General features: G+C 76.6%; 11 protein-coding genes. 6 read left to right on the top strand and 5 right to left on the bottom strand.

The features are described 5' to 3' along the window. Nucleotides 1-121 precede the first annotated feature (121 nt). Nucleotides 122-682, bottom strand: coding sequence for a hypothetical protein (locus tag V2S66_RS10430; RefSeq protein ID WP_330794308.1), 561 nt, complete (start codon nt 680-682; stop codon nt 122-124). Nucleotides 683-947: 265 nt separating this feature from the next. Between V2S66_RS10430 and V2S66_RS10425 the strand changes: the two genes are divergently transcribed. Next, on the top strand, nt 948-1,943 hold the full coding sequence (locus tag V2S66_RS10425; RefSeq protein ID WP_330794307.1) for a beta-ketoacyl-ACP synthase III: 996 nt from the start codon (nt 948-950) through the stop codon (nt 1,941-1,943). Between the two features lie 64 nt (nt 1,944-2,007). On the opposite strand, the gene V2S66_RS10420 is transcribed toward V2S66_RS10425, so the two are convergent. Both V2S66_RS10420 and V2S66_RS10415 read right to left on the bottom strand, forming a co-directional pair. Next, the gene (locus V2S66_RS10420; protein WP_330794306.1) at nt 2,008-3,021 is read right to left on the bottom strand and encodes a phosphotransferase family protein; all 1,014 of its coding nucleotides are present in this window, start codon (nt 3,019-3,021) and stop codon (nt 2,008-2,010) included. Nucleotides 3,022-3,110: 89 nt separating this feature from the next. Beyond that, nucleotides 3,111-3,917, bottom strand: a complete 807-nt coding sequence (locus V2S66_RS10415) for a hypothetical protein (RefSeq protein WP_330794305.1) — start codon at nt 3,915-3,917, stop codon at nt 3,111-3,113. A gap of 343 nt (nt 3,918-4,260) precedes the next feature. On the opposite strand from V2S66_RS10415, the gene V2S66_RS10410 reads away from it, so the two are divergent. Beyond that, complete coding sequence (locus tag V2S66_RS10410; RefSeq protein WP_330794304.1) at nt 4,261-5,529, top strand: phosphodiester glycosidase family protein; 1,269 nt, start codon at nt 4,261-4,263, stop codon at nt 5,527-5,529. Between the two features lie 60 nt (nt 5,530-5,589). Here V2S66_RS10410 and V2S66_RS10405 read toward each other — a convergent pair whose 3' ends face one another. Next, complete coding sequence (locus V2S66_RS10405) at nt 5,590-6,486, bottom strand: LysR family transcriptional regulator (protein ID WP_330794303.1); 897 nt, start codon at nt 6,484-6,486, stop codon at nt 5,590-5,592. A gap of 321 nt (nt 6,487-6,807) precedes the next feature. Here V2S66_RS10405 and V2S66_RS10400 point away from each other — a divergent pair, with 321 nt between their 5' ends. Together V2S66_RS10400 and V2S66_RS10395 are read left to right on the top strand one after the other, a co-directional pair. Next, nucleotides 6,808-7,566 carry an SDR family NAD(P)-dependent oxidoreductase gene (locus tag V2S66_RS10400; RefSeq protein ID WP_330794302.1) on the top strand — a complete coding sequence of 253 codons (759 nt, stop codon included), beginning with the start codon at nt 6,808-6,810 and terminating at the stop codon, nt 7,564-7,566. A gap of 364 nt (nt 7,567-7,930) precedes the next feature. Beyond that, nucleotides 7,931-8,326, top strand: a complete 396-nt coding sequence (locus V2S66_RS10395) for an RNA-binding S4 domain-containing protein (protein WP_330794301.1) — start codon at nt 7,931-7,933, stop codon at nt 8,324-8,326. Between the two features lie 627 nt (nt 8,327-8,953). Here V2S66_RS10395 and V2S66_RS10390 read toward each other — a convergent pair. After that, nucleotides 8,954-9,391, bottom strand: a complete 438-nt coding sequence (locus V2S66_RS10390) for a VOC family protein (protein ID WP_330794300.1) — start codon at nt 9,389-9,391, stop codon at nt 8,954-8,956. 104 nt (nt 9,392-9,495) lie between these two features. Between V2S66_RS10390 and V2S66_RS10385 the strand changes: the two genes are divergently transcribed. Together V2S66_RS10385 and V2S66_RS10380 are read left to right on the top strand one after the other, a co-directional pair. Next, complete coding sequence (locus tag V2S66_RS10385; protein WP_330794299.1) at nt 9,496-10,005, top strand: MarR family winged helix-turn-helix transcriptional regulator; 510 nt, start codon at nt 9,496-9,498, stop codon at nt 10,003-10,005. A gap of 169 nt (nt 10,006-10,174) precedes the next feature. Next, nucleotides 10,175-11,362: a thiolase family protein gene (locus V2S66_RS10380; protein ID WP_330794298.1), complete on the top strand. Its 1,188-nt coding sequence runs from the start codon at nt 10,175-10,177 to the stop codon at nt 11,360-11,362. The last annotated feature ends 9 nt before the right edge of the window (nt 11,363-11,371 follow it).

Raw genomic sequence — 11,371 nt, 5'->3', positions numbered from 1 at the left:
CGGGGCGTCGGCGGCGCCGCTGGGCCGAGTGATCCGAGGTCTGTGGCGGGTGTGGCGTCGCGGTGGCGTCTGGCGGGGGCGGCCGGACCGGGTCCGGGGGTGCCGCCCCCGCCCGGGGCGGTCAGCCGGCGGCCACCGGGTGGTCGATCAGCAGGGTGGCGCTCGCCCGGCCGAGGAGCACGCCCGACTGGCTGACGGTCACCGTCAGCCGCAGCGCGTCCGCGGTGCAGCCGGCGAACACCAGGTAGCCGGTCGAAGCGGCGGCGCGGGCGTGCGGTGCGAAGGTCGCCTGCCGGGACAGCGGGTCGATGACGGGGCAGCCGGCCGGGATGCCGGTGGTGCTCGCCGAGACCCAGCTCGCCGCCCACGTCTCGCTGACGTTCTGCGGCTGACCGGTGCAGTTCGTCGCCACCAGGGTGGCGGTGGACGACTGCCCGGCCGCGATCTCGGCCGGCGCGAAGGCCAGCGCGTCGATCCTGACGACGCCGGAACAGGTGGTGGGGGGAGGCGTGGCGCCCGGCCCGGCGGCCAGCGCCCGGGCGCCGCCGGCGCCCAGCAGCGCGGCCGTGGCCGCGGCCACCGTCAGGCACGCGGCGGCGAGCCGGGGAGTGCGCCGCGCGTGGACGCCGTGCTGAGGATCGTGCATCGCTCCGGTGAGCACATCGATTCCTTTCCCGTGCACGGGGGTGACTCCCGTGCGAGCCGCTGAGGACGCCACCAAAGTGACGGCAGGAGACGGGAGTTGGCAATGGTCCGGACCGCGGCCGGTGGCGGCCGCCGCGCCGCCCGCGGACACCGGCGGGGACCGGGGGCGGGTCCGGCACGAGCCGCCGGGCGGCCCGGCGTGCCGGACACCGCCACTGACGTGCGCAACTCTGGGAGGGGCGTGCGCGTTGGACGGGGAGCCGGGGGGTGCACCCCGGCTCGCGCCCGTCGGAAAGGTCCCCATGAAAGCTGAGCTCGCCGCACCCGGAGGACACTCCCGCATCCTCGGCGTGGGGGCGTACCGTCCCCGGCGGATCGTCGGCAACGCCGAGTTGTGCCGGCACATCGACTCCTCCGACGAATGGATCCGCAGCAGGACCGGCATCGTGACCCGCCGCTGGGCGGACCCCGACGAGACGCTCGGGGTGATGGCGGAGCAGGCCGCGAGCAAGGCGATCGCCGCCGCCGGCATCGGGCCGCTGGACGTCACCTGCGTCATCGCGGCGACCTTCACCCACCTGATGCAGACCCCGGCGATCGCCACCGAGATCGCCCACCGCCTCGGCGCGACCAGGGCGGCGGGCTTCGACGTCTCCGCGGGGTGCGCCGGCTTCGTGCACGGCGTGGTGCTCGCCTCCGACGCGGTGCGCGCCCGCGGCGGCCACGTGCTGGTGGTCGGCGTCGAGCGGATGTCCGACATCCTCGACCTGACCGACCGCTCGACCGCCTTCATCTTCGGCGACGGGGCGGGCGCGGTCGTCGTCGGCCCCGGCGACGAGCCCGGCATCGGGCCCGCGGTGTGGGGCGCGGACGGCTCGCAGGCCGACGCGATCCGGCAGAGCGTGCCGTGGGACGCGCTCAAGAAGGACCCGGGCCACCCCTTCCCCGCGCTGCGCCAGGACGGGCAGCGCGTGTTCCGGTGGGCGGTCTACGAGATGGCCGCGGTGGGCCGGCGGGCCCTGGACGCGGCCGGGGTCGCCCCGCAGGACCTGGACGCCTTCATCCCGCACCAGGCGAACGAGCGGATCATCGACAGCATGACCAGGTCGATGGGGCTGCCGCCCGGCGTGGCCGTCGCCAAGGACATCGTCACCGCGGGCAACACCTCAGGGGCCTCCGTCCCGCTGGCGATGGACGCGCTGCTGGCCTCGGGAGGCGCCGGCTCCGGGGACACCGCGCTGCTGCTCGGCTACGGCGCCGGCCTGTCGTACGCGGCGGTCGTCGCGACGCTGCCCTGAGCCGAGGGCCGCGCGGGCCACACGCCGCCGGGCCCCGGCCGGCCCCGGCCGGCTCGGGAGGGGCTCAGGACACGCCGGCCACGGCGTCCAGGGCCGCGTCGAGCCGGGGCCCGGTGAACTCGCGGAGCCAGGCGACGTGCTCGCCGCCGTAGCCGCGCGGAACCACCTCGACCAGCATGATCAGGTACAGATAGCACCGGTAGAGCGCGATCCGGCGGGCCGCCGCGGCGTCGAAGACGGTCCGCCCGCCGGCCGCGCCGTATCCGGACAGGAAGGCCGGGTCGCTCTCCGCCTCCGGCATGAACAGCGACAGCGAGGCGAAGTCGGCCAGCGGGTCGCCCCAGAACATCCGCTCGCCGTCGATGAGGCCGCTGATCGTACGGGCGCCGGCCGGCCCGTCCAGCAGCACGTTGCCGGGCCACAGGTCGAAGTGGACCAGCGCCGGCACGGTGACCTCGTCGAGCGCCGGGGCGGCCGCGGCCAGCGCGGCCCGGATCGCGGGCACCGGGCGCGGCAGCCACGGCCGGTGCCGCTCCGCGTCGTCCAGCAGCGCGCCGGCCATGGCGGCGAACGCGGGCGCCCAGCGGCCGGTGAGCCGCCCGGTGCTCTGCGCGGGGTAGCCGAACCCCGGCCCGGTGACGGTGTGCAGCCGGGCCACCATGGCGCCGAGCGAGGCGCGCAGGCGGTCCCGCTCCGGCGCGGCCATGCCCTCGGCGACCTCCCACCAGGTGCGCCCCGGCAGGTGGCTCATCAGCAGGAACGCCCCGCCGGCCGCGGACTCCAGCGGCTGCGCGTGCAGCACCCGCGGCGCGGGCACGCCGACGGCGGCCGCGGACTGGTAGAACAGGGCCTCGCCGTGCAGGAGTTCGGTCTCGTAGCGCAGCCGGGGCGCGTCGGCCGGCGGCGGTGTCTTGAGCACCAGCCGCTCGCCGTCGGCGAGTTCGACGCTGTGCAGGGCGTTGTAGGTGCCGCCGGTCAGCTCGGTGACCCGGGCGGCGGCGCCGCCCGTGGCGCCTGCCGCCGCGCCCATCTGCGACAGGACCGCCAGGACCCGTTCGCCCACGGTGTCCACGCCCATCCGCCGCCGTCCTCCCCGAACCCGCTCCGCCCGTACCCGGGCCCGCGCCGCGGCCCCGTCCCCGCCGCCCCGCGCCGGGCGAGCACACCCTACGCCGTGGCCGCCCCCCAGCCGAGGGCGGCGACGGCCGCGGCCGCGTAGAGCAGCACGCCGGCGAGCACGATCCGGCGCCGGGCGGCCGCGGGCCGTGCGGTGCGCGACAGCAGCCAGGCCAGCACCGGCAGCACCAGCACCGCGTGCAGGCTCACCGCGTGCAGCGGCTTGAGCGCGCCGGTCGAGTGGTAGGCGGCCTGCTGCCGGCCGGTACGGGTGTCGACCACGCCGCGCGCGATCATCGCCGCGCCGGACAGCAGCCCGACGAGCAGCAGCGCGAAGCCGGCCCGCACCGCGAGCGGCATCCCGGCCGGACCGGAGGGACGCCGGCGGAAGGCGGCCACCGCGAAGACGGTGAGCACCACGACCAGCAGGCCGCCGCCGGCCGCCAGCACCATGGCGACCGCGGAGTCAGCCGGCGTCTCCATGTCGAAGTGCGAGGGACGCCGCCGCCACGCCTGCACGGTGATCCCGGCGACCTCCACCGCGCAGTCCGCGGTGAAGAGCGCCAGCAGCAGCGTCCTGGCCCGCGCGCCCATGGCCACGTACGAGGTCACCCAGGTGAGCGCGATCAGCGTCAGTCCGAAGGACACCCCGAAGGTGAAGGGCTTGCGCCAGGACACCGGGCCGTCCCACGGCCCGCCCGCCACCAGGAACACGCCCAGGTGGAACAGCCCGGACGCGGTCAGCGCGGTCCCCACCGCGTACGCGGCCCGTTCGCCCGGGGCGGCCGCGCGGGCGGCGCGGACGACGGCCGCCGCGGCGGCGCGGGCGGCGGCGGGGGCGGGAAGGGCGACGGACATGGGGGCTCCTCGGGGCGGGCGCTGGGCCACCGGGCGGTGCGCGGCGGACGGCGGCCGTGGCGGCGGGGCCACCGGCCGCCGCCACGGTAGGGCGCGCGCCGCCCTCCGGGCGTCGTCGCGGCGGAGGCGCCGCCGCTGCGCCCGGGGAAGTACACGGCGCCCGGCGGGAGCACGACGAGCCCGGCGAGGTGGCTGGGGGCACGAGGTGGGCGGATGCGGGCCAGACGGGCCTCGCCGATACGGCGGCCGGGTGCATTTCGGCGACGCGCGGGCGTGTCCTCTCCTCGGTCGGACATAAAGCAGTTAATCGGATAAATATGGGCCGATCGGAGGAAGGGACACCATGACCCAGGGCGGCCAGATCACCGAGGTGCAGCAGGACCCCGAGGAGGCGGACGGCGGGGCCGGCGGCGCGCAAGGCGGCCCGGGGCGCCGCCGCCGGCGACTGCTGCCCTGGAAGCACCGGCGCGACCTCAGCCCGGCCCAGCGCCGCCGCAGGAGCCTCACCACCCGGGGCGTCCTCGGCGTGCTCGTGGTCTGCACGGGGACGCTCGGCTGGTCGGTCGGCAACGCCCTCACCTACCCGGGCAAGGACAGCACCCAGGCCCGCCTCGCCGAATGGGCCCGCGACCACGAACTCGGCTTCGTCGTCGACCGGCTGGAGGACTGGCAGTACCGGCTCGACCCGCCCGAGGTCGGCGGCCGGCTCTCCGCCGACGCGCTGGCCAGGATGAACGACACCGCCCCCGCCGTCCCGGTGCCCGCGCACGTCGCCGCCTCGCCGCTGGTCCCGCTGCGCGCCCCGATGAAGCCCCCGGTCAGCCCGGCGCTCCCGGGCGAGGGCGTCTACCGCACGCTGGCCACCGCCCACGGCGAGCCCATCGTCCAGGGCACCTATGTGCGCCCGGACGGCGACCACACCTCGTACGAGGCGGCGGTCGCGTGGGTCAGCGGAAGACACGCGCGCTTCCAGCTGCACCCGGGGGCGCGTGAGCCCGGCGGCACCTTCGACGTGCCGCCCACCATCCCCGAGGGGCAGCGCACCGGGCTCGTCGCCACCTGGAACGGCGGCTTCCGGATCACCGACGGCGGTTCGCGCGGCGGCTTCTACCTCGACGGCAAGACCGACGGCGAGCTGCGCGACGGCACCGCCTCCGAGGTCTTCTACCGCGACGGCTCGATCAGGATCGGCGCCTGGGGACGGGACGCCCGCATGACGCCCGAGGTCGTCGGCGTCCGCCAGTGCCTGGAGCTGATGGTGGACGGCGGCCGGGTCGTGCCCGACATCGACGACGACTCCAAGTGGGGCGTCAGCGACCAGAGCCGGATGTTCGTGCCGCGCTCGGGCGTCGGCGTGACCGCCGAGGGCGACGTCGTCATGGTCGTCGGCCAGGCCCTGAACGCCCGGACGCTCGCCGAACTGATGCAGCGGGCGGGCGCGGTCCGCGCCATGCCGCTGGACATGAACCGCGCCTGGCCGTCCTTCATGTCCTACGACGGCACCGCCGACCCGTCCGACCCCAAGCCCACCAACATCCTCGACTTCGAGGACCCGCCGGACCGCTACTACACCACCGCGACCCGCGACTTCGTGGCCGTCTACGGCAGGTGAGCGCGTACCCGGGCGCACCCGCGGCGGCGGCCGCCGCCGAGGCCGGCCGCCGCCCGCGGTTCAGGCGCGCACCGCCCGCGGCGCGGGCGCGGCGGCCTCCGCGAACGCCCGGATGCGCGCGTTCACCCGCGACGCGCGCCACACCGGACCCCAGTCCAGCGGCGGCGTGTCGTGGAACGGCACGAACGTCACGTCGGAGCGCTCGTACGCCCGGGTGGCGTGCGCGCCGACCGGGAAGACGCCGAGACCGGCCCCGACCATCGCCAGGATCTCCGGGAAGGTGGCGGCCGAGCGCCCCGCCTCGATGGCCAGGCCGCCCGGCGTCAGCCGCGGCGACCCCGGCTCCCGCCAGTGGTCGGGCAGCGAGCACGGCGCCTGCAGCACCTCCACCCGCGCCAGGTCCTCCACCGACACCCAGCCGCGCGCGGCGAAGGCGTGCCCGGCCGGCACCGCGAGCATCCGCGGCTCCGACAGCAGCACCGGCCCGTTCGCCAGGTCGGGCCCGGCCAGCGGCAGGCAGGCGATCAGCACGTCGAGCGTGTCGGCCCGCAGCCGGGCCAGCGCCTCGTCCATCGGCGCCTCGCGGACCGCCACCTCGCAGCCCGGGTGGCGCAGCCGGAAGGCGTCGGTGGCCCGGACCATCAACTGCTCCGCGGCCGCCCCGACGAAGCCCACGCGCAGCGTCCCGCTGACCCCGCGCCCGGCCGCTACCGCGGCCGCCAGAGCGGCTTCGAGCCGATCGAACGCGGGCCTGAGGTCGTCGTGCAGCCGCTGCCCGATCGGCGTCAGCGCCACGCTGCGGCTGGTCCGCTCGAACAGCGGCGCCCCGACGCGGCGTTCCAGCTTGCCGATCACCTGGCTGACGCGCGCGGTGGTCACCCGCAGCCGCACCGCGGTCCGGCCGAAGTGCAGCTCGTCGGCCAGCGCCAGGAACGTCTCCATCTCGTATCGCTCCACGCCGGCCTCCGTTCCTCTCCGTACGCGGGCCGGTCCAAGGGGGCCGGTCCGGGGCAGTGTTGCGCAGAATCGTTTGTTCCCGGCATTAAATCCCACTTAACGATCACTGCGCCAACGGCATCGGCGGGCGGCCCGGGAGCCCGCGCGGCAGCCGGGAACACGCGCCGGGTCCGCCCGGGTCCGCCCCACGGCCCCGCGGCGGACCGCCTCTCCCGGCGGCGCGGGGAGATTACGCGCGGTCCGCGCGGTTCGCGTGGTGCGCAAGGGAGTCGGCGTCCCGCAGAAGTCTCGCCGGCGATCATCTGCGCCTACGCTGGCCCGGTGACCGACACCACCACACCACGCAGGATCGTCGTCTCCGGCGGCGGCACGGGCATCGGCAAGGCCACGGCGGCCGCGTTCGCCGCCGACGGCGACCGGGTGACCGTCATCGGCCGCCGCGAGGACGTGCTGCGCGACGCCGTCGCCGAACTGTCCGACTTGTACGGCCCCGGCAGCGCCGACTTCCAGACCGCCGACCTGAGCGAGCCCGACCAGGTGAGGGCCGCCGTCGCACGCCTCGCCCAGGACGGTCCCGTCGACGTCGTGGTCACCAACGCCGGCGGCAACGTGGCCTTCGACGACGACGGCACCCTCGAAGGCATCGCCGACGGATACCGCCGCAACTTCGCCGCGAACGTGCTCACCGCGGTCCTGCTCACCGAGGCGCTGCTGCCCCATCTGCGCCGCCCCGGCGGCCGGATCGTCCACCTGTCCTCGATCGCGGCGGTCCGCGGCCCCGGCTCGTACGGCGGCGCGAAGGCGGCCGTCCACGCCTACACCTACGAACTCGCCCAGCGGCTCGGCGCCGACGGCATCACCGCCAACGCCGTCGCCCCCGGATACGTCGGCGGCACCGAGTTCTTCGGTGACCGCGCCACTCCTCAGTTCGTCGCCACCCGCGTCGCCGGCACCCTGACCGGCAAGCCGGGTCACCCCGACGAGATCGCCGCGGCCATCCGCTACCTCGCGTCTCCGGCCGCCGCCTACGTCACCGGCCAGATCCCCCACATCAACGGCGGCACCGTCCTCGGCCGCTGAACCCTCCGCGCCCAGCCCTGCCGCTGCTCTGCTGTCCCGGCCGGTTCGCCCGTGCCGGGGCGCCGACCTGCGCGCGGCGCCGGCGGGGCACGTCGCGCGTCCGGGTGAACCACCGGACAGGCGGTGACGGCCGAACCTGACGCGACCCGGCGCGTGCGGGAGCCGGCGCGTCGGCCGAAGGCGCGGCGGCAGGTCGGCCAAGGTCCCCCGCCGACGCATCCCGCGCGCGGGATGCGTGCGCGGGGTGCGGTGCTCGCCGTTGCGGCGCTGCCGCCTTCGCACCGGCTCGGTGTCGCGCCGCCCGCCGCGCGGGGAGGCGCCAACCCGTTTCCGCCCCGCAGGCCGCAGGCCATACGCTCGGAGCATGGCTGGAGCCCCGACGGACAAGACCGCCGCCGTCCGCGTCGACGCGTGGATCTGGTGCGTGCGCCTGACCAAGACCCGGTCCCTCGCCGCCACCGCGTGCCGTGCGGGCCACGTACGGGTCAACGGCGAGCGCGTCAAACCCGCGCAGTCCGTGAAGGTCGGCGACGAGGTCCGCCTGCACCACGCGGGACGCGAACGCGTCGTGGTCGTCCAGCGCCTGATCGCCAAGCGTGTCGGCCCTCCCGTCGCCGCGGAGTGCTACGTCGACAACAGCCCGCCGCCGCCCCCGCGCGCCGACGTCCTGGCGCTGGGCGTGCGCGACCGCGGCGCCGGCCGCCCGACCAAGCGCGACCGGCGCGACATGGAGCGCCTGTACGGCCGCCGCGACGGCTGAGCGCGACCGCGCCGTCCGCCGCGCCCGAGGCGGTGTCCGAGGAGCGCCGGCCGGTGCTCCTCGGCCTCGCCTCCCGCCTGCTCGGCAGCATGTGGGACGCCGAGGACGTGGTGCCGGAGGGCGTATCCGCGCTGGACCCGCGCCGGCCGCGAGAAGGTGCACGACCCGCGCGCCTTCCTGGTCACCGTCGCCTCCCGGCTCGCCCTCGACCAGCTGCGCTCGGCGCGCGCGACCCGCGAGGCGTACGTCGGCCCGTGGCTGCCGGAGCCGGTGGACACCCGCGCGGCCGGCCCACTGGACACCGCGGAACCGCGCGACACCCTCTCCTACGCCACGCTGCGCCTGATGGAGCGGCTCACCCCGCCCGAACGGGCGGTGTTCGTGCCGCGCGAGGCGTTCGAACCGCCGTACGAGGAAGCCGCCCGGATCGTCGGCGTCGGCGTCGGCGTCGCGAACCGCCGCCGGCTACACCACCGCGCCGCCGAACGGCCGGCCGGCGCTGCGGACCTCCCTCGACGGGAAGGACCGGCTCACGCTGCCGGACGTCCGCGACAACCGCATCCACACGCTGTCCGCCGTCCTCAACCCCGACAGGCTCACCCGTCTCGCGCCGGAGCCGGCGGCCGGTCAGTAGGACTGGAGCTCCAGCAGGTTGCCCTCCGGGTCGCGGACGTGCGCGGTCCGCAGGGTCGGACCCCACTGCGGCCGCGCGGCCGGCGCCGCCACCGGGGCGGCGCCGTGGCGCAGACACAGCTCGTACGCCGCGGCCACGTCCGGAACCCTGCTCACCAGCATCGCCCGGTCGGCAGGACCGCACGCGCCGTCCGCGCCGCCCGCGTCGTCCGCGTCGTCCGCGCTGCCCCGTCCGGCGCCGAGCACCGCGGCCAGCGCCACCCGGTCGAGCAGCATCACCGCGCCCTGGCCGCCGACGTCCCAGCTCGCGTACGGCCCGGCCTCGTCACCCCTGGTGCGGACGGCGCCGACCAGCGGCGGCAGCACCGCGTCGTAGAAGCGGAAGGCGGCGGCGAAGTCGCCGGTGAGCAGGCGGGGATGGAGCGCGTCCATGGTGGTCCTCCCGGAGCGGCCGAAGGAATCAGCGGCGGGCGATGCGAGGGGTGGAAAAATGGTGGGTGCACACCCATCATGGGGATGACCCTACAATGACGGCCATGAACGATGCGACGCGGGCGCCGGAGGGCGCCGGCCCCCGGGCGGCGCCTCCGACGCTCACCGGACTCACCACCTACCTGCTGTCGCGGACCGGCAAGGCGGCCCGTACCGCCTTCGCCGCCGAACTCGCCGGGCAGGGGATGCGGTTGTGGCATATGGCGGTGCTCGCCGCGCTCGCCGACTTCGGCCCGCACGCCCAGCGCGAACTGTCCGTGCGGCTGGCGATCGACCCCAGCGACGTGGTGAAGGTGGTCGACGAGCTGGCCGCGCCCGGCTGGGTGGAGCGGGCCCGCGACCCCGCGGACCGGCGGCGGGTCGTGATCAGCCTGACGCAGCCGGGCCGCGCTGCCCTGGACGGACTCACCGTGCGTGCGGGTGAGGTCCAGGACGCGGTGCTCGCGCCTCTCGACCCGGCCGAGCGCCGCCAACTGCACGCACTGCTGGCCCGGGTGCACGCCGGCCTGCCGGCCGGGCCCGGCGCGGGGCGGGGGAGACCCTCGCCCCCGTAAACTTGCAGTGCTAGTTTGCCGGGGACGGCCGGCCACCCGCCGGCCGCCACCCGTGCGTGCGGCACCCCGCATGCCGACCCGCACGCTGCCGACGCGCCCGCCCGCCCGCCCGTAAGCCGCCGCGCCGCGTGGCCGCCGCCCGTCCGACCCGCCCCACGAGGAGCCAGCGATGCGCCCAGTCCACTTCGCCGCCGCCCGCCGCACCCCGATCGGCCGGCTCCGGGGAGCGCTCTCCGCGATCCGGCCCGACGACCTGGCCGCCACCGTCCTCGGCGGCCTGCTCGCCGACGTCCCGGCGCTGGACCCGGCCAGGATCGACGACGTCTACTGGGGCGCCGCCAACCAGGCCGGCGAGGACAACCGCAACGTCGCCAGGATGGCCGTGCTCCTGGCCGGCCTCCCCGACTCGGTGCCCGGCGCGACCGTCAACCGGCTCTGCGCGTCCGGCATGGAAGCGGTCACCTCCGCCGCCCGCATGATCGCCGCGGGAGAGGCCGACATCGTGGTCGCCGGCGGCTCGGAGTCGATGAGCCGCGCCCCCTTCGTCCTGGCCAGGCCGGACGAGGCGCTGCCGCGGGCCCTGGAGACGTACGACACCCGGCTCGGCTGGCGGCTGACCAACCCCCGCATGGCCGAACTCCACGGCGTGCTTTCCATGGGCGAGACCGCGGAGGAGGTCGCCGCGCGCCACGCGGTCTCCCGCGCCGACCAGGACGCCTTCGCGCTGCGCTCGCACCGCAACGCGGCCGCCGCCCGCAAGGACGGGCTGTTCGACGCCGAGATCCTGCCCGTCACCCGCCCGGACGGCGTCGTGGTGCACCAGGACGAGTCCATCCGGGAGGACACCACCGCCGAGCGCCTCGCCGCCCTCAAGCCGGTCTTCCGCAAGGACGGCACCGTCACCGCGGGCAACTCCTCACCGATGAACGACGGCGCCGCCGCGCTGCTGCTGGTCGGCGAGGACGCCCTGGCGGAGCTGGGCCTGGAATCGCTCGGCCGCTACGCCGCGGGCGCCAGCGCCGGCGTCCACCCGGACGTGATGGGCCTCGGCCCGGTCCCCGCGACCCGCCGGGTGCTGGACCGGCTCGGCCGCGGCATCGACTCGATCGAGGAGGCCGAGTTCAACGAGGCGTTCGCCGCGCAGGCGCTGGCCTCGGTCCGCGCCCTCGGCATCGACCCGGAGATCGTCAACCCCACCGGCGGCGCCATCGCGCTCGGCCACCCGCTCGGCTGCTCCGGCGCCCGCATCCTCACCACCCTGCTGCACCGGATGCGCCGCACCGGCGCGCGCCGGGGCCTGGCCACCATGTGCGTGGGCGTCGGCCAGGGCTCGGCCGTCCTCGTCGACCGCGCCTGACGCCCCGCC

This window comes from Actinacidiphila polyblastidii (assembly GCF_036353415.1).
Lineage (GTDB): Bacteria > Actinomycetota > Actinomycetes > Streptomycetales > Streptomycetaceae > Actinacidiphila > Actinacidiphila polyblastidii.
Note: the sequence above shows the minus strand (reverse complement) of the source record. Positions and strands in the feature narration are given on the sequence as shown.

Coding starts and splice junctions, on each gene's coding strand:
- V2S66_RS10395 (WP_330794301.1), top strand. CDS start 7,931: ATGGCTGGAGCCCCGACGGACAAGACCGCCGCCGTCCGCGTCGACGCG.
- V2S66_RS10410 (WP_330794304.1), top strand. CDS start 4,261: ATGACCCAGGGCGGCCAGATCACCGAGGTGCAGCAGGACCCCGAGGAG.
- V2S66_RS10380 (WP_330794298.1), top strand. CDS start 10,175: ATGCGCCCAGTCCACTTCGCCGCCGCCCGCCGCACCCCGATCGGCCGG.
- V2S66_RS10390 (WP_330794300.1), bottom strand. CDS start 9,391: ATGGACGCGCTCCATCCCCGCCTGCTCACCGGCGACTTCGCCGCCGCC.
- V2S66_RS10415 (WP_330794305.1), bottom strand. CDS start 3,917: ATGTCCGTCGCCCTTCCCGCCCCCGCCGCCGCCCGCGCCGCCGCGGCG.
- V2S66_RS10425 (WP_330794307.1), top strand. CDS start 948: ATGAAAGCTGAGCTCGCCGCACCCGGAGGACACTCCCGCATCCTCGGC.
- V2S66_RS10385 (WP_330794299.1), top strand. CDS start 9,496: ATGAACGATGCGACGCGGGCGCCGGAGGGCGCCGGCCCCCGGGCGGCG.
- V2S66_RS10420 (WP_330794306.1), bottom strand. CDS start 3,021: ATGGGCGTGGACACCGTGGGCGAACGGGTCCTGGCGGTCCTGTCGCAG.